Origin of the sequence: Methylobacterium sp. J-068 (assembly GCF_022829445.1) — a bacterium.
Classification (GTDB): Bacteria; Pseudomonadota; Alphaproteobacteria; order Rhizobiales; family Beijerinckiaceae; genus Methylobacterium.
Genome location: NZ_JAKSXY010000114.1, coordinates 1 through 24,718, shown reverse-complemented (window position 1 = coordinate 24,718; position 24,718 = coordinate 1). Strand labels below are relative to the sequence as shown.

35 protein-coding genes are annotated in these 24,718 nt (G+C 64.0%); 10 read left to right on the top strand and 25 right to left on the bottom strand.

Translation table 11 applies throughout. The features are described from left to right. Window positions 1-7 precede the first annotated feature (7 nt). The 11 genes from MKK54_RS19645 to MKK54_RS19595 all read right to left on the bottom strand — a co-directional run bounded on the left by MKK54_RS19645 (window position 8) and on the right by MKK54_RS19595 (window position 5,502). Window positions 8-325 (bottom strand): hypothetical protein, encoded by a 318-nt coding sequence (locus MKK54_RS19645; RefSeq protein ID WP_244013351.1) that lies wholly within the window; start codon window positions 323-325, stop codon window positions 8-10. Window positions 326-456: 131 nt separating this feature from the next. Then, a complete protein-coding gene (locus tag MKK54_RS19640; protein WP_244013349.1) occupies window positions 457-957 on the bottom strand; it encodes a hypothetical protein in 501 nt (166 codons plus the stop codon). A gap of 1 nt (window position 958) precedes the next feature. Beyond that, a complete protein-coding gene (locus tag MKK54_RS19635; RefSeq protein WP_244013347.1) occupies window positions 959-1,285 on the bottom strand; it encodes a ribbon-helix-helix domain-containing protein in 327 nt (108 codons plus the stop codon). A 2-nt stretch (window positions 1,286-1,287) separates the two neighbouring features. Then, a complete protein-coding gene (locus MKK54_RS19630; RefSeq protein ID WP_244013345.1) occupies window positions 1,288-1,929 on the bottom strand; it encodes an AAA family ATPase in 642 nt (213 codons plus the stop codon). 164 nt (window positions 1,930-2,093) lie between these two features. Further along, entirely contained in the window at window positions 2,094-2,270 is a 177-nt protein-coding gene (locus tag MKK54_RS19625; protein WP_244013343.1) for a hypothetical protein, read from the bottom strand. Next, window positions 2,267-2,533 (bottom strand): helix-turn-helix domain-containing protein, encoded by a 267-nt coding sequence (locus MKK54_RS19620; RefSeq protein ID WP_244013341.1) that lies wholly within the window; start codon window positions 2,531-2,533, stop codon window positions 2,267-2,269. Before MKK54_RS19620 ends, MKK54_RS19625 begins: the two co-directional genes overlap by 4 nt. A gap of 39 nt (window positions 2,534-2,572) precedes the next feature. Beyond that, entirely contained in the window at window positions 2,573-2,857 is a 285-nt protein-coding gene (locus tag MKK54_RS19615) for a hypothetical protein (RefSeq protein WP_244013339.1), read from the bottom strand. Between the two features lie 4 nt (window positions 2,858-2,861). Continuing rightward, window positions 2,862-3,917: a hypothetical protein gene (locus MKK54_RS19610; RefSeq protein ID WP_244013337.1), complete on the bottom strand. Its 1,056-nt coding sequence runs from the start codon at window positions 3,915-3,917 to the stop codon at window positions 2,862-2,864. Window positions 3,918-3,996: 79 nt separating this feature from the next. After that, complete coding sequence (locus MKK54_RS19605; protein ID WP_244013335.1) at window positions 3,997-4,449, bottom strand: hypothetical protein; 453 nt, start codon at window positions 4,447-4,449, stop codon at window positions 3,997-3,999. 62 nt (window positions 4,450-4,511) lie between these two features. Next, window positions 4,512-5,102 (bottom strand): hypothetical protein, encoded by a 591-nt coding sequence (locus tag MKK54_RS19600; protein ID WP_244013333.1) that lies wholly within the window; start codon window positions 5,100-5,102, stop codon window positions 4,512-4,514. Between the two features lie 103 nt (window positions 5,103-5,205). Beyond that, window positions 5,206-5,502, bottom strand: coding sequence for a hypothetical protein (locus MKK54_RS19595; protein WP_244013331.1), 297 nt, complete (start codon window positions 5,500-5,502; stop codon window positions 5,206-5,208). A gap of 380 nt (window positions 5,503-5,882) precedes the next feature. Here MKK54_RS19595 and MKK54_RS19590 point away from each other — a divergent pair, with 380 nt between their 5' ends. Both MKK54_RS19590 and MKK54_RS19585 read left to right on the top strand, forming a co-directional pair. Continuing rightward, window positions 5,883-7,082: a hypothetical protein gene (locus MKK54_RS19590; RefSeq protein WP_244013329.1), complete on the top strand. Its 1,200-nt coding sequence runs from the start codon at window positions 5,883-5,885 to the stop codon at window positions 7,080-7,082. A 102-nt stretch (window positions 7,083-7,184) separates the two neighbouring features. Further along, entirely contained in the window at window positions 7,185-7,391 is a 207-nt protein-coding gene (locus tag MKK54_RS19585; protein WP_244013327.1) for a hypothetical protein, read from the top strand. A gap of 16 nt (window positions 7,392-7,407) precedes the next feature. Here the strand turns inward: MKK54_RS19585 and MKK54_RS19580 are convergent, their stop codons facing one another. Together MKK54_RS19580 and MKK54_RS19575 are read right to left on the bottom strand one after the other, a co-directional pair. Next, complete coding sequence (locus MKK54_RS19580) at window positions 7,408-8,190, bottom strand: DUF2442 domain-containing protein (protein WP_244013325.1); 783 nt, start codon at window positions 8,188-8,190, stop codon at window positions 7,408-7,410. Next, window positions 8,177-8,410, bottom strand: a complete 234-nt coding sequence (locus MKK54_RS19575) for a DUF4160 domain-containing protein (RefSeq protein ID WP_244013323.1) — start codon at window positions 8,408-8,410, stop codon at window positions 8,177-8,179. Before MKK54_RS19575 ends, MKK54_RS19580 begins: the two co-directional genes overlap by 14 nt. A gap of 243 nt (window positions 8,411-8,653) precedes the next feature. Between MKK54_RS19575 and MKK54_RS19570 the strand changes: the two genes are divergently transcribed. Continuing rightward, window positions 8,654-8,869, top strand: coding sequence for a hypothetical protein (locus MKK54_RS19570; RefSeq protein WP_244013321.1), 216 nt, complete (start codon window positions 8,654-8,656; stop codon window positions 8,867-8,869). Window positions 8,870-10,335: 1,466 nt separating this feature from the next. Beyond that, window positions 10,336-10,761, top strand: coding sequence for a hypothetical protein (locus MKK54_RS19565; RefSeq protein WP_244013319.1), 426 nt, complete (start codon window positions 10,336-10,338; stop codon window positions 10,759-10,761). Window positions 10,762-11,706: 945 nt separating this feature from the next. Here the strand turns inward: MKK54_RS19565 and MKK54_RS19555 are convergent. Both MKK54_RS19555 and MKK54_RS19550 read right to left on the bottom strand, forming a co-directional pair. Continuing rightward, window positions 11,707-12,015: a DUF3761 domain-containing protein gene (locus MKK54_RS19555; RefSeq protein ID WP_244013315.1), complete on the bottom strand. Its 309-nt coding sequence runs from the start codon at window positions 12,013-12,015 to the stop codon at window positions 11,707-11,709. Window positions 12,016-12,021: 6 nt separating this feature from the next. Further along, window positions 12,022-12,282, bottom strand: coding sequence for a hypothetical protein (locus MKK54_RS19550; protein WP_244013313.1), 261 nt, complete (start codon window positions 12,280-12,282; stop codon window positions 12,022-12,024). A 179-nt stretch (window positions 12,283-12,461) separates the two neighbouring features. On the opposite strand from MKK54_RS19550, the gene MKK54_RS19545 reads away from it, so the two are divergent. Next, window positions 12,462-12,614: a hypothetical protein gene (locus MKK54_RS19545; RefSeq protein ID WP_244013311.1), complete on the top strand. Its 153-nt coding sequence runs from the start codon at window positions 12,462-12,464 to the stop codon at window positions 12,612-12,614. 695 nt (window positions 12,615-13,309) lie between these two features. Here MKK54_RS19545 and MKK54_RS19540 read toward each other — a convergent pair. The 10 genes from MKK54_RS19540 to MKK54_RS19495 are packed head-to-tail and all read right to left on the bottom strand — an operon-like array spanning window position 13,310 to window position 20,967. Then, window positions 13,310-13,591 carry a hypothetical protein gene (locus MKK54_RS19540; RefSeq protein WP_244013309.1) on the bottom strand — a complete coding sequence of 94 codons (282 nt, stop codon included), beginning with the start codon at window positions 13,589-13,591 and terminating at the stop codon, window positions 13,310-13,312. Window position 13,592: 1 nt separating this feature from the next. Then, window positions 13,593-14,465, bottom strand: coding sequence for a hypothetical protein (locus MKK54_RS19535; protein WP_244013307.1), 873 nt, complete (start codon window positions 14,463-14,465; stop codon window positions 13,593-13,595). Continuing rightward, window positions 14,465-15,127: a Gp138 family membrane-puncturing spike protein gene (locus MKK54_RS19530; RefSeq protein ID WP_244013305.1), complete on the bottom strand. Its 663-nt coding sequence runs from the start codon at window positions 15,125-15,127 to the stop codon at window positions 14,465-14,467. Before MKK54_RS19530 ends, MKK54_RS19535 begins: the two co-directional genes overlap by 1 nt. A gap of 23 nt (window positions 15,128-15,150) precedes the next feature. Then, window positions 15,151-15,948 carry a phage baseplate protein gene (locus MKK54_RS19525; protein ID WP_244013303.1) on the bottom strand — a complete coding sequence of 266 codons (798 nt, stop codon included), beginning with the start codon at window positions 15,946-15,948 and terminating at the stop codon, window positions 15,151-15,153. Next, entirely contained in the window at window positions 15,948-16,571 is a 624-nt protein-coding gene (locus tag MKK54_RS19520; RefSeq protein ID WP_244013301.1) for a DUF6889 family protein, read from the bottom strand. The genes MKK54_RS19525 and MKK54_RS19520 overlap by 1 nt, the downstream gene beginning before the upstream one ends. After that, entirely contained in the window at window positions 16,568-18,550 is a 1,983-nt protein-coding gene (locus MKK54_RS19515) for a phage tail tip lysozyme (protein WP_244013299.1), read from the bottom strand. The genes MKK54_RS19520 and MKK54_RS19515 overlap by 4 nt, the downstream gene beginning before the upstream one ends. A 21-nt stretch (window positions 18,551-18,571) precedes the next feature. Further along, the gene (locus MKK54_RS19510; protein ID WP_244013297.1) at window positions 18,572-19,510 is read right to left on the bottom strand and encodes a phage protein; all 939 of its coding nucleotides are present in this window, start codon (window positions 19,508-19,510) and stop codon (window positions 18,572-18,574) included. 2 nt (window positions 19,511-19,512) lie between these two features. Further along, on the bottom strand, window positions 19,513-20,016 hold the full coding sequence (locus MKK54_RS19505) for a phage tail assembly chaperone (RefSeq protein ID WP_244013295.1): 504 nt from the start codon (window positions 20,014-20,016) through the stop codon (window positions 19,513-19,515). 2 nt (window positions 20,017-20,018) lie between these two features. Then, window positions 20,019-20,339, bottom strand: a complete 321-nt coding sequence (locus MKK54_RS19500; protein WP_244013293.1) for a phage baseplate plug protein — start codon at window positions 20,337-20,339, stop codon at window positions 20,019-20,021. Between the two features lie 16 nt (window positions 20,340-20,355). After that, complete coding sequence (locus MKK54_RS19495; protein ID WP_244013291.1) at window positions 20,356-20,967, bottom strand: hypothetical protein; 612 nt, start codon at window positions 20,965-20,967, stop codon at window positions 20,356-20,358. A gap of 136 nt (window positions 20,968-21,103) precedes the next feature. Here MKK54_RS19495 and MKK54_RS19490 point away from each other — a divergent pair, with 136 nt between their 5' ends. The 5 genes from MKK54_RS19490 to MKK54_RS19470 all read left to right on the top strand — a co-directional run bounded on the left by MKK54_RS19490 (window position 21,104) and on the right by MKK54_RS19470 (window position 24,655). Further along, window positions 21,104-21,313 (top strand): helix-turn-helix domain-containing protein, encoded by a 210-nt coding sequence (locus MKK54_RS19490; RefSeq protein WP_244013289.1) that lies wholly within the window; start codon window positions 21,104-21,106, stop codon window positions 21,311-21,313. Between the two features lie 298 nt (window positions 21,314-21,611). Then, the gene (locus MKK54_RS19485) at window positions 21,612-22,055 is read left to right on the top strand and encodes a hypothetical protein (RefSeq protein ID WP_244013287.1); all 444 of its coding nucleotides are present in this window, start codon (window positions 21,612-21,614) and stop codon (window positions 22,053-22,055) included. Continuing rightward, a complete protein-coding gene (locus tag MKK54_RS19480) occupies window positions 22,046-22,975 on the top strand; it encodes a toprim domain-containing protein (RefSeq protein ID WP_244013285.1) in 930 nt (309 codons plus the stop codon). The genes MKK54_RS19485 and MKK54_RS19480 overlap by 10 nt, the downstream gene beginning before the upstream one ends. Next, window positions 22,966-24,234 carry a helicase RepA family protein gene (locus MKK54_RS19475; protein WP_244013283.1) on the top strand — a complete coding sequence of 423 codons (1,269 nt, stop codon included), beginning with the start codon at window positions 22,966-22,968 and terminating at the stop codon, window positions 24,232-24,234. The genes MKK54_RS19480 and MKK54_RS19475 overlap by 10 nt, the downstream gene beginning before the upstream one ends. A gap of 193 nt (window positions 24,235-24,427) precedes the next feature. After that, window positions 24,428-24,655 (top strand): hypothetical protein, encoded by a 228-nt coding sequence (locus MKK54_RS19470; protein ID WP_244013281.1) that lies wholly within the window; start codon window positions 24,428-24,430, stop codon window positions 24,653-24,655. Window positions 24,656-24,718 lie beyond the last annotated feature (63 nt).

Here is a 24,718-nt window from a genome sequence, read left to right as displayed (position 1 = left end):
GAAACACTTACGCCAAGTCGTCGGCATCGCAGCCCTTCCCTGCCCCGAGGGCGCCCGCGAACAGCGCGCCCATGTGCGGGTCGCCCCAATCGGGCAACCCAATGTAGTGCCCCGGCCGCCGGATCATGCCGCAGACGAAGCGACCGCCCTCGAACTCCATTGCGCGGCACGGCCCCTCCTCCGGGTGATCGGGGATGAACTGACGTGCGATCCCGCAGGGCTCGGCCGCGCAGCAGAAGCCGCAGCCGTTGCACGGCGTCCCATAGACCGGCTTGAGCGGGAGCCGTGCACCAGAGCTTCCATCTATCGCGGGGATCGGACCCATAGAAACCGCCTAACCCTGAAACTTGTGAGAATGCCGCTTATCCCAAGTTATAGGATTGGAAGACAGGATAATAGGCCTGCATGCCGGCATGCCCACAATCCTGCAAGTGTGCATTGCCGCAGGTTGGCTTGTCATTTAGCCGGCATGGGGACAAGCGTACTTGCGATGCCGAGTAGACCGGCGACGGCACAGCCATAAGCGCCGATGACCAGAAGTGCTGTCACTGCGTGGAAGCCCATACCGAACCGTGCGAACAGCCGGCTCTTTTTGGTCTCTCGAACGAATGGGTATTCCCATTCACGCGCGCGGGCGTCGATCGCGTTCTGGTAGAGGTACTGCGTGATGTATGCCCCGCCCGTGGCGACTGTTGCCGCAAGTAGCCCGAACCCGAAAAGCCGAAGCGCCTGGATCGTGTCCAGGGTCACAGGCTGGCGCCCGGTTCCGATGAAAGCCAGCATCGCGGCGGCTGATCCGCCATTCACCAACGCTGCTGCCTTCAGCGCCTCCGACCCGAATGTGATGACCGTTCCCAGCATTGTCCGCGTTTCGGTGGACACCTCGTCATGTGCCCGTTCCGCCGCGCGAAGTTTGCGCTTGTAGGTCTCCAAAGGGTCTTCTGCCGGCGCCGTCATCTCATGCGATCCGCGAAAGGCCGCGCTTCTCGAACACGGCGTTGATACCTTCGATGAGTAAATCCTGCTGCTGAGCGTCCTCGTCGGCTGCGATCCGCTTGAGTTGGCGGAAGGCTTCCGGGTCGAGGTAAGCCGTCACCACTCTTTTGCCCTCGCGCGTGCTTGCCTTCGGGTAACGTGCCGCTGCGACGGGGTCGCGACCAGCCGGCGCACCGCCAGCCGCTTCGGCCTTGGTGATCACAGCTTCTGTGCGTTCTGCGCTGTCCTGTTGCCCAGGCTCTGCCGCTGGCGTCGGCTTCGCGCCAAAAAGGCTTGGTCGCTTCGTCATCGTCAGGTTCCTGCCTTCCTGCCGTGCCGCCCACCTGTGGGCAGGCCCACTTGTCCGCTCGCCCACTGGAAAAGGCTTGCGATCTCCTCCGCCGCTTTGCCGTCCGGTTCGTATTCAGAGGCCGACCGTCCGTCGATCACCGCGTAAGAGTAGGCGACACGGTGGTGGATGGTCTGAGGCGCCACCTTCGCCCCGCTGCTTTCCAGGCCACGGCGAGCCTCGTCCACGATGGCGCTACGGATCGGGGCCGCCGACAGCACGACCCACGCCGGTTTCTTGGCAATGGACGCAAGATCGCGCGTGGCTTCGATTGCTTCGAGGTCGAACGACGCTGGCCGGCAGGGGATCAGGATGAGGTCTGCTGCGCGCGCCGCAGCCAGGGAAGCGCGATCAGCGTTCGGCGCCGTGTCGATCACCAAGAGGTCTGCACCGTTCGCCCGCGCCGCGTCCACGAGATGTGGAAGCCGCTCGGCGTGGTCGCCAATGACCTCGGGGCCATCCGCTTCGCGCTTGTCCCCCCACTTCCGAGCTGTGGCTTGAGGGTCGAGATCGACCACGGCGCAGCGATGGCCATCGAGGTACGCGGCGACGGCCAAGTGAATGGCGAGGGTGGATTTACCAGCCCCGCCCTTCTGACTGATCACCGCAATTGTCCGCACGTCGGCTTCCCCGCTTGAAGGCCCGCCTGCCTGCCCACAGGATCGCATAGACAGGTTGAGGACGTGTTGGAAGCCTGCGCGGCCTGGCCTTCGGGACGGCATGCGTTCCTGTGGGAATGCGGTCGTGCCAACAGTCCTGCCTGTGGGCATCAAGCGATGACGTAGATTGCGACGAGCAGGGCCGCCGTGACGACGTTCCCGCGTCCGGCTTCGTGTCCCGCATCCCGCAGGAGTGAGCAGCGCAGGCGCTTGATGCGCCCCAGGCCACGGGCAACAGCGGGCAGGCCGAGCGCCAGGGCGGCGCGCATGGTGATCCGGGTTTTCATCGAGCGAGATCCTGCATGCTGGAAAGGGGGCCGACGTCCTCGCCACCCGAAATGTACGCATCGAGATCGACGGCCCGGATGAACGTGAGGCCGTCGCACTTCTTGGCGGGGATCTTCCCGGCTGCGATGAGTTGGTAGAGCTTCGCCCGCCCGATCCCGATGGCCTCGGCGGCGTCGTTGATCCGGTAGGCGATCGGCGCCGGTTTCTCGCGGATCAGGGGCCGGCGCTTACTCTGTGTCGGGACGGTCGTGGTTTTCGGCATGATGTCCTCCTGCCTTTTCGGCGTTCGAACAGGTCGCTCTCAACGGGCGGTGTCCTGTTCGATGTCGGAGGATGAACCACGCAGCCAGACGATCTGCGAAGCATGTCCTTCGGGCGCACCGAGGGACGGTTCGGCGTCGCCGCCGTCTTCTTGGTCGGGGTCCGCCTCAATCTTGTCGAGGAGCGCGATGAGCCGGTCAGCGATGTCGAGGGCAGCTTGCGCCGCTTCCTCGATCTGGCGCCGGACCTCGGCCGGGGAGGGGGCCGGCAGCGCCACAGGGGCAGCAACAGAACGACGAGGAGCGAAGGTGTAAACGTTGCTCATCGGATCAGCCCCGGCCCTTCACGTGGCGCTCTATCGCGTCTCGGTGCTCCTCAAGTTCGGCGATCAGCCGGGTTGTCTCCACCTTGAGAGCGGCGCCGTCCTCGCCCGATGTGCCGGGTGGGCAGTGGAAATTCGGGGCGAACCCTGCCTTGTCCCGAAGCGCCTTACCGCCAATGGCCTCCCACGCCTGGACCCAGCCCGCCGCGTCATAGTCCGCGCTGGGATCGACCAGGCCGACGCCCGCGACGAAGGCCGCGCTTTGGATCAGGCCGCCCGTGAGCCGGTCTGTCTTCTGCCACTCGCCTTCGGTCGCTTGGCGTACCTTGACCGCCAACCCGGCCGGCGTGACCGCTACGGCCTCGGCAATGACGTTGCGGGCTAGCCGGGTCGCTGTCTGTGCTTCGGTCCATCTGCGCCGGGTATCTGACAATCCGAACCGTGTCCGCGCCTCGGCCATGCGAGCCTCATAGGCTTCGGCTTCCGGAAGGACGTCGCGCAGAACGCGGATGGCTTTGGGTGTCGTGCCGGCTCGTCCGTAGACCCTCGGCATGGCCGCGATGGCCCGGTGCAGGCTTTCGATTGTCCACCGATAAAGGATGGTATCGCCGGGCACGTCAGCGATCTGAAGCCGGATGCCCTCCTTGCCGAGCGGCATGCCCGGATGCGCCGTATCGACCAGAACCCAGGTCGGGGCGACGAGGGCCAGCGGCAACTCCCCGAGCGCGGCCTCGTAGGCAGCATAGGCGCGGCTGTGATCCGCCTTGGCAGCGTCCTCGGCATCCCGTGCCGCCATATAGACGGCCTCGGCATCCAATAGCGCTTGGTCGGGGTGGAGCCCCGCAGCCTCGGCCGGCATGACGGCCATTGCCAGTACCGGCAGGGGCGCGGCGACGGCGGCAGCCATTGAGCCAGCGACCATCATCCGGCGGCTTTGGTCGGCCTCGTCGGGCTTGCGGCCCATGAGACGCGCAGCCGTCGCTTTCAGGCTCGCAGCACGGTCTTTCAGGGATGGGCGATCAGCACCCCGGCGGAAGGGATTGGACAGCTTGAGAGAGGGCACGCGCGGCGCTCCTATGGTCGGGCAGGATGGAAGGGAGAGGGCGCGGCAGCAGGCGGCTACCGCGACGAGGGCGGTAGCGTCAGCGGTGGGCGGGCTCGGCCTCGCGCGTAGCGGCAATTCGCGAGTAGTCGGCCGCGTAGGCCAGGATCTGAAGGGCTCCCACGTCGGTAGCGAGGGCGGCCGCACGGATACAATGTTCCCGCTTGGCCGCGAGCCGGTAAAGTGGGGCCGCCTCGGCGGGCGCGATCTCCCCCGTCTCCAAGGCCATCCGCAAGGTGTGACAGGTCCACCACTCCATGGTCCCGCGCCTCAGTTCGGGATAGCTGTGCACGGCGTCGCGCGAGAGCCGATCGGTTTCCGTGATGGCCGCGTGAAAAAGGGCGATGGCCTCCTCCGAACCGGCTTCTGGCAGGGCGTCCTTGGGCCCCCGGCGGATCACACGAGAGGCCGAAGCCTTGAGGGTGGCAGCGCGCTCGCGCAGCGAGGGACGGGCGACGTCGGCACGAGCGAGGCGAGCGAAGGGATTGCGCATGGCGTGGGCTCCAATGTGAAGGTGAGCCGCGAGCCGTCCGGCCCGCGTGAGGGGCGGGGCGGTTAGGCGAGGGTGGCAAGGCCGATGATGACGAGGCCGCCGCAGATCAGGGACAGGGCGGCGAACGTCTCGCCCATGCCGTCGAGGGCGCGCAGGGACCGCGAAAAGGCGGTGTCGGGCCGGATCGGAGCCACGGCCTGCCAGCCGTTGATCGCGCCCGGCAGATCCTCGGGGCCGTACATCTCGAACAGCGGAGACGAGATGCGCCGCATCGCCTGGCGCACCACACGCGCAGCGGCATGTCCGACCTTGTGCGCTTCCGGGTAGACGGCCGGGACCGGCGGGGTGCCGAGAAACAGCGTCAGGTCGGCCGCGCGGGCCTGGGCCATTTGCCAGTGCTCGCCGTAGCCATCGGCGTTCACGGCCTCCTCGGCCAACCACCAGCGGAGATGCGAGAGCAGGGCGAGTGATCCGAACCGCGTCGCGCAGGCGGTGGTCAGCAGGGCCGAGATGGCGTCAAAGGTTTCGAGGTTGGCGACCTCTGACGCCTCGCCTTCGGGGGCGACTTGGTAGACCGACCAGGCTTCCAGATGGCGGTCGATCACCGCGAGGATGGGGTCTTTCAGGTTCGGGACGTGCGGGATCGTTGCCATAACCGGTGCTCCGGGGCTTGGGGTCGTCAGCGGTGGGGAAGGGGGTGGGTCCCGTTTGGGCGCCGATCAGCCAGGCGGCTGACGAGCGGCGGTTCTCACGGTCTCAGTGCGCGGCCGCGCGCTGGGCGACCTTGGCGACCTGCCAAGCGGCCTTCAGCGAGACGGACATCGCCTCGCCCCAGGCGCATGCCGTGCGCAGCTGGTGGGCCTTCGCGACCGCAGCGGCGTGGGCCATGATCGCAGCCCGATCGAACTTGCCGGCGACGACGAGAGGGCGGCGGGTCTTGGTGAAGCACTCGACCAGGGCACGAGCCGAGAGGAAGCCGGCGGGGAGCGCAACGCGATCCTGGCGCATCGTGCGGGTGGCGGCGGTCCAAGAGATGCGGCGGTTGAGGGACATCGGGACGGCTCGCTGTGCATTTGGTACAATGGTTGTACCGAGAGCACGTTGTGCCGTCAATCCACTCGTGGTACTTTTTTCACACTGAGTGTCTAACTAGGCTACCAAATGCATTTGACCCCGGCCCAGCTTCGAGCCGCACGCGCCCTCCTCGAATGGTCCGTTGATGATCTCGGCCGACTCGCAGAGGTTCACCGGAACACCGTCTTGCGGGCAGAGAAGGGGGAGGCATCAGGTCCAACCCTTGCGGCGCTACAGATCGCCTTGGAAAGCGCGGGGGTTCAGTTCATCCCGCGCAATGGCGGTGGGGAGGGGGTTCGCCTGAAGGAGGCGACAGAAGCGGTTTCGGTTCTATCCCGAAAGAGGAAGGCGCCGGCCGAGTGAGCGGACGCGGCAACTTCTTCGCCGTCGATCGGCGGTGTGCCGAGGAGGCCGCGAAACAGAGGGACGGCATCAATCTGGGCACCGCTTACCTGGTGCTCGCGCGATATGCCTCCGGCCGGAACCACAGCAGCACGAAGGCCGGTATGACGGCCATTCACACCAAGCTCGGCCTCTCGCGCGGCCGGGCCGATGCCGCCTTGAAGGCCCTCGAAAACGCTGGGCTCCTCACGCCTCCGAGCAGGGCAGGAACCCGGAAGCTCGTCGCGTGGGGCGAATACCAGACCGGAGCCCTGACAGCCCGCCAGCAGGCCGTCCTAGCCCGCGTGAAGGCCAAGGCCGATCCGATCCTGTCGGGGAGTGATCCGGATTATCAGACCGCCTACGCCCTGTCGCAGAAGGGAGCCCTGACGGCGACGAAGGCGACGGCGGGCAAGCCCCGGTTCAAGGCGCCCGAGCCCGAGTACCTGTTTCTGCCGAACACGCTGGTGGATGGCTTCCGCGAGGGAGATCACCCCTTGGCACGCCTTCGCCAGATCGGGGATGCGCGAGCCCTCCGAACCCTCCTGGCCGCCTATGACGCGACAGACCTCCCCGAGAAGGGTGGCATCCCGCGCGCCATGATCCGACAGACCTTCAGCCGGGTCGAGGCGGGCCGATGGGGCAGCTTCAGGGTGTGGGCATTCGCGCACCCGAAGACCTCCGCAGAGTGGTCGTCTCTCACGGACCCTTTCGACAGGGGCGACCGCGAGGAAAAGAGCCAGCAGTTCTGGAACGCATGGCAAGCGCTCTGTGACGCCGGGCTGATCGAGTTCGTGTCCTACCTCTGCGAAAGCGCGAACACAGACGCACAGCCGATCCACGCCTTGGCTGACCGGGGCGGGACGGAGGAGGAGCGCAAGGTCACGGTTGAGGCCCACCGCGCCGGCCTGCGGATGATGTCCGAGGCACAGATAGACCGGGCGGCTGCGATCTTGGAAGCATCGCGCATCACCCTTTGCCCTGTCCGGTCCCACGCGATCGACGTGCAACTCGTCGGCATCGCGCGTCCGGTTCATCGCGCGAACACATCGAAGACCGGCGCTTGGGCTCACCTCTATATCCACGAAGCGGTCAGACATGCCGAGGTTTTTGCCAATCTCTGCGTTTCTCGAACGAAATCAGAGAGTTCGCCTGTAGTTTCAACGATGGATCAATGAAGGTTCAATGATCTCTCAATGATGGATCAAAGAAGCCCTTCATATGCCCTCGCTTCGCTCGGAGCCGACGCCTTCACAATCCCTATTCCCGGAGCCTGCGCCATGATGAAGATCGAGCACTACTGGCCCTTGGAAATCCTAGAGGAGGTGTTCCCCGAGAGGTTCGGGCCGAACGCACGCAAAAAGGCTGCCGGGGAGGAGCGTGCGGGCACCGTCCGAGATCACGCCTACAGCGTGCGGCCCGTGATGGGCGGGTGCGAGGTGATCCGCTTGGCCCCAAGGCGCAAGATGCGCCTTCGTGTCGTGTGATGCTCAGTAGGACGGCCTAGAAGTCCTCTCGCCTGCCATGAGCTATTGGCACCAGCGGGAAGACAACCCCCGTGGCGGGGTCAACCTTTCGGGCGCCCATACTGCGGTCAACAAAGACCTTAACCCCGGCCAACAGGTCTGAGGTTGGCGAAACGTGCGCCGCCCGGCCGATACCGTTGCACAAGACGTGAGGCACGAGGGAGACCGGCGAGAAGATATCGTCAGCGCTCAGTCCGGTCGTGGCATAGAGGGGCGCGCCATAGAGGCTTGCCCCTTCCGTATAGTCTTTGTGGCCCTGCGCTACCGCTCTTTCGCGGCGCGGCTCGCTGACACCGTGCTCCGCTTCCAACTGGCGGCAGGCGAGCGCGATGTAGCGCGGGATTTGCCGATCCTTGGCGTAGTAGGCCACCAGCCGGCGGGCGATCCCGAGTTGAGCCGCCGCAGCATCGAGCGTGAAGCCGGTACGCTTCAGGAACTCGGCGAAATCCGAATTGGTCATGGCTTCTTCGGCCATCTCCTCAACGCTTTCCGCCCCCACGTCGAGATCGTCGTTACCCGGCCAGACGAGGGACACGCCCCAATCGCCAACCTGGACAGAGCGGAATAGCTCGGGGTCGTCCCGAAGCGGCTTGAACACCTTGAACGTGAAGATCATCGGGGCAAGGTCCACGATATCCGTGCGCCCGACGCGGGAACCCGCAGCCCAGGTGACGGACACGCTGAAAGGCCCGTTGGCCGGCTCGACGCTGGCGAGCTTCGGCAGGGCGCGCCCAACGGTGATGGTATCAGTCGCGCTCATTGAGGCGTCTCCACTCGTTCATCAGGGCATCGGTGTTCTCGGCCGCCCAGGTCACGGCCTCGGCCAACATCTTCCGGGTGAGGGTGCCTTCCATGACCTGAAGTGTCTGGATGTTCACGAGGGCGTGGTGATCCGGGCCGACGATGTGAAAGTGCGGCGGGTTGTGGTCGCGGGACCGAACCTCAAGCCGGAAGCTGTCAAAGTTCTGGAAGGTCGGCATTTGGTCTCGCTCGCCCTATCAAGAGCAATAGTGCACCTCGTGCACTTTTGCAAGGGATATGCGCAGGAGGAGCGACCTGACGGTCTGCTGGACATCAAAGCGGGATGCGGAATAAGCGAACGTTGCGAGAGCTTTAAAGTCGATTTTCTCGCGAAAAGGGTCGAAAGCGGGAGCCGGATTTTCGCGCCACTATGGCGCGCTTAAGGAGCGCCCCATGCGAGCGCCGCCAGAGAAGACCGCAGAATGACCCGCTACGAAGCTGGCTACCTTCAGGCTCTCAAGGATACGCGGGTTACGGCCCGGCAGATGGTCGCCGATACCGACGTGCCGGAAGGCAAGATCGAACTCCTCGCCATGGTGTCGTTCCTCACGGGTCTCATCGACGCGAAGGTGGAGCGGCACGGCAACCATGATGCGGACGAGGCCGCGAACGAGAATATGGAGGAGCAGGGGGCGTAACCGGCCCATCGGTTTCCCGCTTTGACCCCGCGCCGCCGTGGCGCACGTGACGGACGGCTAACTAGCTTTGGCCATCCTGCCGGCGAGCCATGTTGCGTACCGGCTCGCATGTGAGATGAACGATCCTCCCCGCTGGCCCGTGAGCAGATCGGGCGGCGGGGGGCGGGCTTAGCTATATCAGAGTGCAGTGGCGATGGCTCGAAGCTGCGTGATTACCCTCGTGGCACGGGCGTAGGGTTGGCCTTCACTCGCTCAACCAACGCCCGGATTTCTCTCTCTGCGACAGCCGCCCCCTGTGTCCGCATCGCGTCTACATGCGCAATCCCGATGCCTCCTGCGATCTGAGGCATGGTTCGCTGAATTCGCCGCTCAACGAACTCGTCAAGATAAGCGGGACCGTGAACCGCCACGAGATCGCACAGCGCGTCTTGTAACGCGAGATCAAGCATGATCCGTACAGCGCCATCTTCATGATGCAATTGCTCAAGGGTCTGAGCTTCTACGTTCTGACCATCGGACATTGAAATCCCTCACCGTTAGCGTTGACGCGCGATCAGCCCCGTCGCGTGGCAGGCCCTTGGAGAAGCCTTTGTACTTGGGCGGCGCTTCGCTGGCTGGAATGCTGCACGTCTGCAAGGTCGCGCTCTAAGGTGCGGATACGGTCAACCAACACGTTGAGGGCATTGGTAACGGCGCCTGCCTTCTCGGGGTCATCCTTGAAGGCGTCGTGAACGGCCGTGATCGCGTCGCTGTAGCTCAGAGAGGTATCTGACATTGAGGGCGGACCTTTTGTCGGTAGGACGTGGCACCGACGCATATAGGGCACGTGCACGACGAGAGACGACAGCAGGCATCCCCGCCGTTGACTTAACCATGTCGCCCGTCCGACATGGCACGTCCGGCAGGCCGCAACTTCACCGAGTCGCGAGCCGGCCACCAATCAGGGATTAGCGCCGCGAGAAAGACCTAAGCCCAAAACGCCAACGGCCCCACCCCTGGCAGGGTGAGGCCGTCGAAATCAGTGAGGTCCGGGGACCGCTTCGCTGCCCCCCAGACATCACAGCACCGCTCAGGTGTCAATCGGGATCGCTTCCCGAGACGATGGCGCTTTGCCTTTTGCCAGGTTTCCACAGTGTGGAAGCCCTTGCTTTGACGCGGCCCGAGCAGGGCTGAGGACGATGACGCTTGAGGAAATGGCCGAGGTGATCGGTCGGACGCACGGTGCTGCGCTTGATGCGGTGACACGCGCGCTATGGGCTGCGGTGGCGGCAGGGGAGTGCTGCGACGAAGACGCTACGCGTTTGGCGGGGGCGATCGAGGCGCGGAGGGCGTTAGGCAGAACCGCTCAGGCGGTCGCTGGCCGGGGCTTCCTCCCTGTGGGCACAACAACACCGCGAAAGCACCAGCGGCCCCCTGAGCGGTCTGAGGCATTAGAACGGTCCCGCCGATGGGCCGCCGCAGGCCGGATGCCGCCAGCCATCGCAGCGAAGTTCACCCCCGGCGAGCAAGCAGCCCTCGCCGTGATCGCGTTCGAGGTCGCCAAGCGCCAGTTCTGCGACAAGTCCCTACGCGAGATCGGGGACGTGGCCGGGGTCAGCGCCTCCACCGTCAAGCGCGCAATCCGGCAGGCACGGACCCTTGGCTTCCTGACGGTCCAGGAGCGCCGTCTGTCGCGCTACCGGAACGACACCAACGTGGTCCGCATCATCGGCAAGGCGTGGCTCGCCTGGATCGATCTGCGTGGCGCGAGGGGTGGGGTTCAGCGCCGGACAGGCACAAGTACCAGTGTTCCAAGAGAAGCCGCTAAGCGGGCTCCCCAAGCCGATTGCGGGGGACGAACGCTCAAGGGGTTGCCGAAGGAGCCGAGGGAAGCCCGAAGGGTGTCGCCTTAACCGACACCCTCGCGCCTAGCGAGACCGCACCGGATGCGTCCGGCTAGGTAAAGGCCCCCGGCTTGATTGTGCAGTGCGGTATGGCAAGATCGGAGCATGCCATACGATCAACAACACACCCTTGGCGTTCGGGCTGAAGTGGCGGACGAGCAACAACCTAGCTGGGCCTGGGCAGTCTACCGCTACCCGGATCAAATGCTGCTTCTCCGATCACGGGCAGAGTACGTGGATCACAAGGAAGCCCTAGACGCAGGAATGATCGCCGCCACTGACATTAAGCGTCGGCTTGGAATTCCTCTGCTATCAGAACTGCTGGCCGACTGATGACGCTAGCGGATTGCGCCGGTTGCCTCGTCGCGCCATTCTGCACGGGCGACCGTTGATGCGGAGCAGGTTGCCCAGAGCAGGGGCTAGCCATCCATCCATCGTATCAGAGGACTGTCTGCCATGGCCCGCCCTGCTTTATCTGCTGCCTTGCTCGCTCTCAGCGTGGGTTCGTTTGCTACGCCAGCCTCAGCCTTGTCCACCAAGGACTGCTCTGTGAAGTACCAAGCCGCCAAGCAGGCAGGGACCCTGAATGGGCAGAAGTGGAACGACTTCCGGAAGGCAGAGTGCGGTGCGCCGGCAGACGTTCCGGCAAGCCCAACGGCTAACCCGTTCTCACCCACGGCCGCTACGGCTCCGGTGCCGGCTCCAACCAACCCATCGGCGCGGACCACCCCAGCACCCACTCCGAGGGCTACCGCGACAGGCTCGGCCATATTCCCCAAGGCGATCGCCCCGAAGTATGCCAGCGAGTCTGCGGGCAAGGGACGGCTGCACACCTGCCTGGATCAGTACAACGCCAACAAGGCAACTGGTGGCGGTGCCGGAAACGGCGGCATGAAGTGGATCGAGAAAGGCGGCGGGTACTACTCGGCCTGCAACAAGGGGCTGAAAGGCTAGCTACCGAACCCAGCTTGCTACGCCCCCGTGACGCGAACAGGTCCCTCGGCGGGTGTGGCTAAAGCTCCAGGTACCATCGCGGCAATGGGCCGAAGCCCCTGAGGGCTTGGACCCATCTCGGGTGTGCGCAGGTTGGTGCACCGTTGACCCGTTACGGCTGTGATAGTGGCCGTGACGGTCAAGCGTTTGCTCGTCCGGCTCTTTATACTCGCGGGCGTTCGCTTCAAGCGACGGCGCAACGAGGACGCATCCGAGAACCGCCCACCTTAGGCAGGCGGCTGCAGACGAGATGACTCCAACTTGAGGCATGCAGCTTCAGTGATCCGCGCCGTGGGTGCCGACCGCGCCCGTGTAGGAGTTCACATTCCCTCGCGTGCCGTAGTTGTCGAGCTGAGTTCCATTCGGGTTCGTCGCGTGATGAGGTGCAACGTAGGTGCCATTGGATTTGGTGTAGCCGGATACCGAATGGCTGCTACTGCTTGACCCCGTCCCGCTCATCCCATGGCCACCACCGCCTTTGGCTTCGACTCCAACGGTCGAGAGCATCAGAGCAGTCAGGATGATCGTCGACTTCATGGCGTTTCCCCACTTCTTTCGCTCCAAGAAATCAGCACACCGCCTCTCCACAGGTCCATGCAAAACAACCTGATCCGGAGGAATAATTGTGGGATGTTGCGCAGAAACTACATGTAGTTGTGTCGCGAGTCCTTAGGCTTCACATATGGTGACAGCAGATCGCCTTATGGGGAGCTCTGATGAAAAACTGGATTGTTGCCGGTCTGGTGGCCCTGATGGCCGTTAGCTTCTTCGCTTCGGTCGATGCCGAGGCCCGAGGTCGAAAGGGCAGCCATCGGGTTGGTGGCCATGGCAGCCATGGCAAGGGCAGCCACTACGTAGGAGGCCGCTGAGATGAAAAAGGTTCTTCTTGCCGTTGCACTGGTGGTCCTGAGTGCCGGCGGCGCTCTCGCTCAAAGCTGCCAGCACGACAGTGACCGGGCATCCGATGGCTCCCGATGCGGCAAGCGCTCCTCGGACTCACGCTCGGGCGGTCACTAACGGAAGGGGCGAAGTGTGTGGCTATCCTGTTGCACGCTTCGCACCTCATGGAGCTGCTGAACGAGCCCAAAAGGCATTGAAGCCCCAGATTGCGCGGACCGTCTCGTCACGCCATCTTGCCGAGATGCACTACGCCTTCGCCCTCGCCGTCCTGCTTGCCGCCGGTCCTGCCATGGCTGGGTCGGACGGTATTCCATCGACACTTCAGGGTACTTGGACAACCACAGCCGAGGCGTGTGGCGCGGTTCTCGGCGGATATGACACCGACTCGAAGAGTTGGGTAAAACTGGGCTCGCAAGCGATTAGTGGCGCAGTTTCAGGGCGTTTGATCCGGGTCACAGGCCCTCGGTCGATTGAAACAACCGGAGGCAACGTTGCGGGCGTTTCAATGCGCTACGACCTACGAGCACCCAATTTACTCGCCGAAACCATCGGAGATGCGCGGGGTGCGGGCCTCTACCTGCGATGTAGGTAGTTACCATCCCAGCATCCTCGGGCGCGAAGGATCGGCGCTAACCCCCAGTCTCCGACAGATCGTTAGAAAACATCACCTGCGAGGCCACGGAGGCGCGTCGGTGCCGATCTCCTGGATGAATGCTTCGGACGGCTCTCCGTAGCGCCCTATGCGCATGCACCCCTCGTCATCGGTCGGCACATCGTACATGTCGAACGTCATCAGGGCGTTCAAATCCGCCAGCATCTCGCAGCGGCGCGCCCAAGAGATCGTGCCTCGGGCATACGCATCCTGGATCAAAGCGTCCATTCGCCGGGGAAGGGTGTCCATGTCCCGGTCGAGGCGGATTTCCAGACGCACGTGGGTCTCGGCCATGTCATCTTTCGCCACGAATGGATTTCAGGAGGCGTCCGAGCAGGCTCAAGGTCTCCTTGCTCCCCTCGTGAACGTTCGCGCCGACACCGAGGGAAGCCGTCACCGCCGCATCCATCACCTGACGGGCCTCAGGCTGCACAAGCGTGCCGATCACATTCTGAACCGACGTTGGGCTTGAGGAGCTTGGAACCGCGAGCGCGCCGGCAACCGACGAGGCGATGGCAAGCATCGGGACCGCGTTCTGACCCATCTGGATCGCGCCCATACTGGCATCGATCACCGTCCAGATCGCGCTTGCCTGCGCCGAGATCATTGCCGCAGCGGCATCCGGTGCCATCGTGCCGCCGATCGCGGCCTGGACGACGGCTTCGACCTGACGCTGTACCTCGGCCAGAAGCTCGGCACTGTCGACCGGGCCGGCCGCCTTCGCGAAGGCCATTGGCGCGGGCGCATGCTCGCCCAGCATCCCAACTGTGTTGGTGTGGGCCATCAGATCGAAGAACCCCTGTGGGTTGGCGCCCAGCCCTGACAGATTGTCCCCGGCCTGTCGGAGGGCGATCACCGCTTCGGCAAGCCCGCCGCCTCCCGACAACGCGGCCATGAGAGGCTGCCCCACCTCGCCGAGTGCCGATTGCACATCGGCAGTGGATTGTTGTGCCTGGGCCTGAAGCTGGCTCGTCAGGGCCGCCATAGGATTTTGCATGATGCCGGTGAGGCTGCCGCTACTCATCACCTGAGAGAGCAGCCCTCCAAGGCCGCTGATCCCCATGCTCTTCGTCACAGGTAGCTTTTCGGCGATGACCGACCCTGCTTTCGCAAGGGGCGAACCGGCGATGAGCCCGAGGGCTTGGGGGAGTTTGATGCCGCTAGCCATCAGCAATTCAACAGCACTTTGGGGGCCAGCGAAGAGACCGCACCATCTACGACGACATGGCTGGAACCGCCTTTCGAGGCCATCACACCCTTGCCCGTAACGGAATGGAGCGCGCCCTTGATCGCGGACATGATCCCGTTGCCAGTCGTGCTGTGGACGGCATCCCCGCGCGCATGAGCGATACCATCGCTCGACCAGTCAGAAACGGTCTGATGATCGTCGGTGCGGGTCTGGGTCGAAGTCGTGCTGATGTTCGAGAGGTCGCGCGGTTTCGATCGGACGCCAGGCAGGAAGATCGCGTCGGAGAGGTCATGCTTGCGGCTATCGACCTGAGGCTGGACCCCGCCCATCTCGCGCCAGTTGTGCATGGAGCGGGAGGCCAAGAGCACCATGCCCTCGTCGCCTTCCTTGACCTCGTGGGTGTTCGTCACCCCGCCCCCGCTCGTGAAATAAACGAGGGCGTCCAGCATCGGATAATCCACCTGCCTCACCGTGCCGTCCGGCATGGTCTGGTTCGCCTTGATCGTCGGTTGGATCGAGACCGTCTTGCCGTCGCTGCCCTTCAGCACGCGTACCGGCAAAGCGACATGCATGTTGTGAAGCGCACCCTCGATGGCGGTGCGCAACTCTTCCTCTGGATCTCGTATCGACATGTCGTCCATGGGCGGGACCTCCTGCTGCGGGATCAGAACGGGACGCTGGTCGAGGGCTGGAAGACACCGGGTCCATAGGCACCGAAATTGATGCCGCCGGGACGCGCGGTGAGTCCGAACGGAGCAAGGCCCGACGACACGTCCGGGTCGTTCGTGATGTAGGTCTGGCCGTCGAAGGTGATGGTGTCGAAGCCGGCGGTGGCACCTGATGCGTCCAGGCCGAGCGAGCCGTCCGTATTCGAGAACGTCGTGTTGCCCTGTGTCGTGAAGACGCCCGCGAAGGAGTCCGTGCCGGCAGAATAGGGTTGGACCTGCTTCGACCCCAGATCCACGACCGATCCCGTGCTTTCCGGGTTGGATTGATCGGCTGCGGCCGATGCCGGCTTCGCGGTCGAACTGTCCGTCGCACTACCTGCCTGGGTTGATGTAAGCCGGATCTCACGCAGGCCGATCGTCACCATCAGCGTGTTCTCGGAATGCTGATCGGTAATGATGTCCAGGGCGTTGATGAGCATGTTGCGATAGAGCCGCTTGCCCGTGGTCACGGAGAAGGGTCGCCGGCTCCGCTGGAGGGCCAGGAATGCGTCGTAGATCTCCCTGACGTAGCCCTCGCTGCCGGCGCTGGAATTCGAGAACCCGCAGCGCATCAGCAGGACCGCCGGCCGCATGTATGCGTGATCCGTGATCGCGGCGCCGTTCTCGACTGGAAACTCTGTCACGACAAGCTCGTCGTGGTGCTGCTCCTCGATGACGACGTCGGGCACAAGGAACCCGATCGAGCGATTGGCCCCTCCGATCAGGGCATAGGTCAGTTCGCCTAGCAGGCTCATCAGCGTGTCCTTCCTTCCTCGGCTTGCTTTGCGGCGAGCCGCGCCCGGCTCTCGTTCTCGATGGCAACCGCCAGCGTCTCGTTCATCAATGCGAGGTCGGCGAGATCCAGTGTTCCGTCCTTCAGGCTCTCGTACCGACACATGCCCCGCTCGACGGGTCGCATCAGCCAGGACCGGCCGGACGGCAATTCGGCGACCGTGAACCGCAAGGGCTCGTCTCCCTGCGCCTGGATCTCGGCGCGCTCCCGCATGAGGTACGGCCGAAGGTTTTCGAGGATGACGCGACCGAGAAGCGCGAGGAGTTGCGCCGTCCCAAGATCCTCGAACAGCACGTCGCCGGCCTCGGCGTCCCAGACCGAACGCCACGCGCCTGCATCCTCGCGACTGATCCCCGTCAGGCACAGATCGCAAAGGCGGGTGGCCTGATCCTCGCTCAGCTCATCCATGGCTCGCACGAGAAGGCCGAGCCGGTCGGAGGCTGGGGCCTTCTCGTGCGAGCCCGACGAGGCCAACCGCTCCAATATCGGCGTCACGGCCTGTAGCGCGGCGAACTGGTCAAAGGCGTTGAGGTAGGCACCCCTGTAACGGGCGCCGCCGAAGGTGATGTCGAGGGCGCGCATCATGCCACCGAGGACCGCATGTTCCGCACGAGGTCGCTGGTGCGGTAGCCCTGAACGCGGTCGATCCGATCGGCCACTTGCTTGCCGTCGTTCATGCCGCTGACGGTAATGGGCGCCTGGTTGATCGTGATTGAGGAAGACCGGGATTGGTTGATGTTCGGGGCGGGCGCGGTCGGCATCTGAAACGCAGGCAGCCCGCCATTCGTCGCGCCGGCCAATCCGCCGGGCAGAATGTCGTTCATGGTGACGGGCTGTCGGCCAGGGGCAGGCGCTACGACAGCGGACCCCGCGAACCGCTTCGCCCAATAGTTCGCACGCTGGCCACGAGATGCGGCTTCACCTGGCTTGTTCTCCGGCCGTTCGAATTCGTACACGCCAATTGCAGCCGCCTCGCCAGCCGTCTTAGCTGCCTGAATTGCCTTCCAAGAGGCCGCCGCTTTCTTATCGCCCCCCTGGAACTCCCAATAGGCCGCTTCAAGCTGCTGCTGGTGCGTTGCGTTTGAGATATTGATCCCGAGCGCCCGCATGATCGCTTGGCGTCTGTCGGGGTGATGCTGGAAGGCCCCGTGCGCCTTTCCTCCATCGCCACGGGCGTTCGGGTTGAACTGGCTCTCGCCCTCCTCCATTCCGACGAGGCCCGCAGCCGCCTCGTGAGACAGGCCCTTGAGACGCCAGAACGTGTAGGACTCGCGTGCCCCCTCAGCGTTGCCAGCGCCACTCGTAACCCTGCCGCCACTCGGGTCGCCCCTGCTGCGCGCGACACCTGCGTTGCCCGTGCCGGCCCCGCCGGCATCACCGCCGAGCCATGTCGGCATATTGCGCTTCCACCAGCGCTTGCCGGCGCCGCCCTGCGCGTTCAGTTCCGCATCCGCCTTCGCCCGGCCGGGATCAGCCTTCAGCGCGCCCGCATAGCCCTCCGGGGTCATGTGGCCACCGCCGGATGCCGCGAGCCCGATCCCGACCGGAAGGCCCAGCGTTCGCAGCAATCCCGTCCAGCCGCCTCCTACGAGGCCGAAGGCGGTCAGGAGCTTGGCAACCCATGTCGTCGCCACGAACCCGGCGAACACGCCCATGGCGATCGTGAGCTTGTCGAGATCCGCTTCGAATTTACCTGTCTGCTCGTCCAACTTCCCGATGGTGCCGAGGAGCGCATCGAGGGCCTTCTTCGCCTGGTCGCTGGTGGCGAGCTTCAGGAAGGCTTCCGCGAGTTGCAGGGCCACCAGAGCCAGCTTGGACACCGTGTCGGCGATCTTGTCGCCGTGCTGGTCGAGGAAGTCTAGGAACCGCTTGAAGGCGTTGCCCTGGTCATCGAACAGACGGGATGCGATCTTGGCCCCGATGATGTCGATGCTCGAACCGACGCTCGTCATCGCCTGTTTCAAGGCATTGCCGTCGCGGGCGGCCTTGTCCGGATCGAGACCCGCCTTCTTCAGCTTCTCCCGGTACCCATCTGCGAACCGCTCGACGCCCTGGATCAGCGCACGACCGGTGCGCTCGTCGATCCCGAACATATCGAGGTACATGGCCTGCTGGTGCTGGGGCTTGCTCCGAAGTGCCTTGCCGAAGTCCTCCATCAGCTTCGTGGCATCGCGCTGCATGCCGCTCGCATCCTTGGTCCGGATGCCCAGCCGCTCAAGAACGGAGTTGTAGCCTGGATTGTTGCGAATGGTGCGGGCGAAGTTCTCCATCGAGGCGTTCGCAGCGTCAGCTGAAGAGCCCATCTGCGACAGGCCGTAAGCCAGCGCCTTCATATTCGTGACGGAAGCCCCAACACGGCCCGAGGCGTAATAGATCTGATCGAAGTTCGTCGCGACACGCAGGGCGTAGGCATTGATGGAGAGAAGCGCGGCCTCGATGCCGAGGCTCATCTTGGCAAGGCTCTTCGTCGCCGAGTCGATAGACGAGAGGAACTTGCGCTCACTGCTGGCGTCGATCTTGTAGGAGATCGCGACCAAGAACTCCTTGAGCACATCAGTTGCCATAGGGGGCGCTCCGGGGTGCCATCAGTGCGGCACGTACTGAAGGAGGTTTTCCGGGATGAAGCCGCTGCCGTCCGCAGCCAGGCACGTCATCTCGTTGAACCAGGGAGCGGCCGTGCCGCCGTGCGTGTCGCCGACGCGGTTCAGGACGATCACCTTGTAGACGCCGTCACGGTCGATAGTCGGCAGTCGCGAAGCGGTGATGTCTTCCTTGATGGTGAGGTCCGGCGAGGCGCGTTGAATGCTGGCGTTGTTGAGCCGGATCAGTCGGTTCGGCCCCATGCGGGGATCAAGCAAAGTCCGAACGACGATCCCGCCGGGTGTCTGCGTCGGAAGGCCGATGAGACCTGTCCGGCTGTTCAGTTCGATCGGCCCGTTGGGAAGGGACTTGTCCTTGCCCACGACGGTCAATTCGTTGTTCTGGATCGACCACTGCGTGCCGGTCGCTCGGCAGATGTCGCGCAGGATGTCGCGGCTGTTGCCGAACAGGATGCGCGGACCGTTGAGCTTCGTCTTGGGCAAGTCGCCGATGTAGCCGAGTTGCAGGCCCAGCGCCTTCATCGGCTCGAAGGCGGCATCGATCTGGTCACGGTAGGTGTGGCCAGGGGCCAGGGACTTGCTCGCGACCGCGTGAACGTAGGGCTTGTCCCCATCGCCGCAGAAGATGTCGAGGCGCTTGTCGACGGGCGTCTCCTGCCCATAGCGCGAGAACTTGATGTTACCTTTAAAGATGACGCCTGCGTTGCTCTCGTATCCTCCAGCCAATGTGATGTCGGTGTATTCCTTATTGATGAAGCGGTTCGCTGTCTGCCGACTCACGTTGTAGATGTAGATCTCTGCGGTGTTCGGCTTCTGTGTGTTCGATTGCTCGACCACGAACACGACGCGGAGGGTCGAGATGTCGAGTTCACCCCCGCTCCCCTTCACCGTCAGACTGAGTTTCCGCAGATATTGAGGGAGCACGGTCAGACCTTCGCCGTACCCATGGAGCCGATGTCGGGAAGGTCGCTCATGAGTTCTTCGAACACCTTGAACAGGACTTGACCGACCAGGGACATCACGTCGCCAGGGGTGAGGCTGTCGTCAGACAAAGTGTTGTGCTCAGTTGACCAGACCCGAGGGTGGGCGCTCCCACGCATCTGAACGCACCCGAGACAGGCCCCGATCACGAAGTTGACGTCCTCCTCCGGACGGCGGGCGAGCCCTTCCAGAAGTGGCCCGAACCGATCCATCGCATCGCTGAAGTTCTGTTCTACCTGCGGCGTCGCCGGTTTGGCGCCCGCACCGCTCGGGTCTGCACCGGTCGTTGGCTGGGCGCCGTCACGCATGCCCTTCAGGATACTGAGGAGCGGCGCAAGGCGGCGTGCGACCGCGATGACCGTCAGCGGCTTCATCCGGTGGATCGTGAAATCATGGCCAGCGACGGTAACAGTTTTGAACGCCGTCAAGCGTTCGAGGGTCATGGGCATGATTAGCTCGCTCCGTCGATGAAGATCAGGGTGTAGGCAGTAAGGTTGTCGAAGCCGGGATCTTCGCCGCTGCCATCGCTCTTCAGGATGAGTTGGCTGCCGGGACCGCCAATCGCGAGATGATCGTGCTGTTCAAGGATGTTCTGCCCAATGTGCAGGGGCAGCCCGCAGAGGATGGGGGTCTCGTTCGCATCCGCGATGTCGAGCACCCACCCGCCTTCGATGGCGCCGTTGAACATCAGCCGCAGAATGTACGTCGTGCCGTTCAGCGCGACCGAGAACTGTTCTGCCGAACCCGAAAGGGGAATGGTATGAGCCGCCATGTTTTAAGTTCTTTTCTTATTGTTCGTCAAGACCGGAAGGAATGCCTTTGCGTTTAGCCATTCGTTCAATCATTGCCCGCACATCAGGGTCATTATTTGCCAAGCTCTTAAAGCCTGGACCACTCATGAATTCGATAACTTGAGGCATAACGACTGCGAGACGAACTTTTGTGAACCACATCTCCGAGATTTTTTCTTGATTGTATTTCATCCGGTCGACGAGTTCGGCCCTAAACTCTTCCGTAATGTCTGAGTTATCCTTGACCGAGTATTCCTCTGCAAGCTGCTTGAATACTGCGGTGTAGGCGTCAGCCGACTCCTTCGCCCATAGAAACCCGTAGTCGCCCCCAAAGAACTTGAGGTTTTCCAGGTTCTCTCTGCTAAGCGCTGCTTCGGTTGCCTTAGTGACGGCCTGCTCCACGATTGAGGGCACGCCGTCCAACAAAAACGACTCCTCGATGCGGCGCTCAATCTCTTCACTAACTGAGCGATCAGCCGCTCGGGAGGAGGTCTGAAGCTTCTCTTGCAGTGAGGCGCGGCACCTAAAGGTGATCGTGGGGCGCTTTCCGCCCGCCGGGTCCTTCGAGGGACGACCGCCCTTGTTCCGCTCTTTAGGCTCGTCCGCCATCCACTCGTCCAATCCCAGGTGGCTATCAGGTTTTGTACTCGACTGACAGAACATAACCTCTTGACAGGGGCTAGTCCAGAGGTCGATATAGGTTGTGTAAGTCTCAAGGCTTCGTAAACCGTATCAAGGTTTCCGCGTGCGCGACGACATTCAAAAAGTCCTGACACAGCCGACCGTTGGCGTGGTGCTGGCCGGTCGTGTTCTCGGGATCGGCAAGACGACGGCCTACAAGGCACGTGAAGCCGGAGACATCCCGTCAATCAAGATTGGCGGACAATACCGCGTTCCAACCGCGAAGCTCCGCGAGATGCTGGGCCTTACGCAAGCCGGCACCACCGCCACCTAGCTCGCCCGTTGGCGAGCCGAGGCTCGCCGGCCCCGCAACCGACCCCAACAGCGAAAAAAATGGCCCCGACACGAGGGTCACTCGCGCGGGGCCAAAAGGTCAAATTTGCTGTGTCACCATCTATCGCACATCGCCCTTGCGGGCAATCCGTTTCCGCACCGACCGCGCAGTATGACGGACTGCGCCCCGACGAGCTTCGCGCCCGCCGAGTGCTGTCTCGTGTGAGCATCAGCCGGGAGTTGGCCCGAGAGCTTGCCGGACTGGCCTTCGGTGTCCCCGAAAAGTTGGAGCGCCGGATTTGACCCAGCGCATCGCCATTCCCTCGAAGGTCATCAAGATCCTGCCGCTGATGGGCTCACTCATGGACGGCGAGGCCTTGAACGCCTGCCGTGCCGTGGGGCGCGTCCTTCAGCATTCCGGCCTGACGTACCAAGATCTCGCCGCCGTGATCCCGACCACTGCGGTTACCGAAACCGTTGACAATGGACACGGTTTCGAGCCCCCGCCGGCCTATCGCCCGAGCCGGCGCAAGGTGTCGATCTTCACCCCGGCCCAGGCCGCGCATCACCGCCGGATGGCCCTCTGGTGCCGCAACAACGAACGCGGGCGCCTCACTCCGCGCGAGCGCGAGTTCATCGCCAACATCGCGTCGTGGCGTCGCGAACTCAGCATCCCTCAAGCCGACTGGCTGGTCACGATCTGCGACCGCCTCGAACAGGAGGATCGCCGCGCATGGTCCTAAGTCTGCCAGAGATCGCCCGCGCGCTGCGGGGGAAAGTCGTCGGCAACCAAGTGGTCGCACCCGGCCCGGGCCACAGCGCGAAGGATCAGAGCCTTTCGGTGCGCCTGTCCGCAGGCTCTCAGGATGGCTTCATCGTATTCTCGCACGCAGGTGATGACTTTCGCGTCTGTCGGGACCACGTGGCTGCCGCACTCGGTATGTCGGCGGATCGGTGGCGGCAGGATCGCCCCGTTGACCCGGCCCAGGCCGCCCGTCGCGCCAAATTCCGGCAGCAGGCCGAAGCGAAGGAGCGCGCTGACATTGCCCGCCGCCAGCAACGCGCCATTGCGATCTGGCATGTCGCGCGCAGCCCGCTCAACACGATCGTACAGACCTACCTGCGGTCTCGCGCCCTCGACCTCCCCGACGAGATCGCAGGCGACGTGCTGCGCTTCCATCCTCGCTGTCCCTTCGGAGAGGGCACGACCGCGCCGGCCATGGTCGCAGCCTTCCGGTGCGTTCGGACAGGCGACATCCTCGGCGTCCACCGGACGGCATTGACGCCGGACGGGCTGAAGGTCGGACGCAAGATGCTGGGCAGCGCGACCGGCGCCGCCATCATGCTCGACGCCGAGGACGCGGTCAGCACCGGCCTCAACATCGGCGAAGGCATAGAGACATGCCTTGCCGCCCGACAGCTTGGTCTCCGGCCAACATGGGCGCTCGGCAGCACCGCCAACATCGCGACCTTCCCGGTCCTGCCCGGCATCGAGACCCTGACCCTCCTCGGGGAACTCGGGGACGGTGGCGCCAGTGACCGGGCCTGCACCGAGGTAGGCACCCGCTGGCACCGCGCCGGCCGATCCGTGGACCTCATCACCCCGAAGATCGGCAACGACCTCAACGACGTGGTGAAGGGAGGTGCGAGCACATGGCGTTGAGCGATGGCTACAACCCGGCGGAAGATTTCGGCCGCCGTCCTTTCGTACCGCCGTACCACGACGACCCAGATGGCTCCGACCGCTTTGGCGCCGGTCATCAGGTCGAAACGCCTTTGCGCATCCGGGCGACCCCATTCGCCTGCATCGATCCAAGGACGATCCCACCCAGGCGCTGGCTCTACGGGCGGCACTACATCCGGCGGTATGTCACGGCCACGATCGCCCCCGGCGGCCTCGGCAAGAGCAGCCTTGCGCTGGTCGAGGCCCTGGCGATGGTCACCGGGCGCAACCTGCTGGCCTCCCCGGTCAAGGAGCCATTGCGGGTCTGGTACTGGAACGGCGAAGACCCCCGCGAGGAGGTGGAACGTCGGCTCGCCGCTGCCTGCCTGCACTACGGCATCACGACTGAGGACATCGGCGGCCGACTGTTCATCGACAGCGGGCGCGACCTCCCCCTCAAGATCGCTACCCGCCAACGGGACGCTATCGCCGTCGCGAAACCCCTCGTGGACGAGCTTGTGCGCGAGATCCAAGCGCGAGGCATCGACCAGCTTATCCTAGACCCATTCGTTGCCTGTCACGACGTGCCCGAGAACGACAACGGTGCCGTTGATCGCGTGGCGAAGGAGTGGGGCGGGATCGGCGAGAGGGGCAACTGCGGGGTGGAGTTCGTCCACCACGTAAGGAAAGCCGGCAATGGCCAGACCTCCTACTCGGTAGAGGATGCGCGCGGTGGATCAGCCTTGATCGGAGCCGTCCGATCCGCGCGCGTCCTAAACGCGATGTCGCCAGAGGAAGCGTCTCAAGCCGGCATCGAGGCGGATCAGCGCCGTCGATACTTCCGTGTGGACGACGGCAAGGCCAACATGCAGCCGCCGGGCGACAGTGCCTCTTGGCACCACCTCGTCAGCGTGGAACTCGGCAACGACACCGCCGATGCTCCTGGCGACCGCGTCGGCGTAGTGACGGCCTGGACACTGCCAGGATTGCTCGATCAGATCAGCATCGATCACGTCCGAGCCGTTCAGACGGCCGTCGATGCGGGCGAATGGTCGGACAGCGTCCAGGCCGAAAATTGGGTGGGGTATGCCGTCGCCAATGTCCTGCGGATGAGTCCGAAAAGCGACGAGGCCGATAAGGGCCGGATCAAGAAGTACCTCAAGACGTGGCTCAAGGGTGGAGCCCTGCGGCAGGTGTCGATCTACGACACGAAGAAGGCTCGAAACCGCACCTTCATCCAGGTTGGAGATCGCGTCTGATGTCCGACTCTGGCGTGCTTCCCCACCTTGAAAAGTGGGGTGGGGAAAAGTGGGGAAGGTGGGGCTCGAACACCCACCCCACCCCACCCTCTATAGGGGTGTGGGGGTGGGGTGGGGTGGAACCCCCGTTTGCCTCAAGGTGGGGTAGCTGGTGATCCCGCCGGCTGACCAATGGGGGCCTTTCACGGACGGCTTGGACGATCCCGAGCGCGTTGCCCGGTGCCGCTGCCTGCGGGCCGTGGTGCACCTGACGACTGGCCCGCGCGGCGAGACCGCGACCCGCCTCCTTCACGCGGCCGAGCGCGATCCCGACGCCCTGCCCGAGGCCGCGCGTGCCCTGAATGCCCTAGATGCCTGCGACAAGCGCCACGTCTGGGCCAGCTACGCCAAGCTCGCCGCCCCCGAGAGGACCACACGATGACGGCCCGTGATCGCCGGCCCCAGGCCCTGGACCGGGAGCGGTTCGACAAGTGCCGGGCGCTAA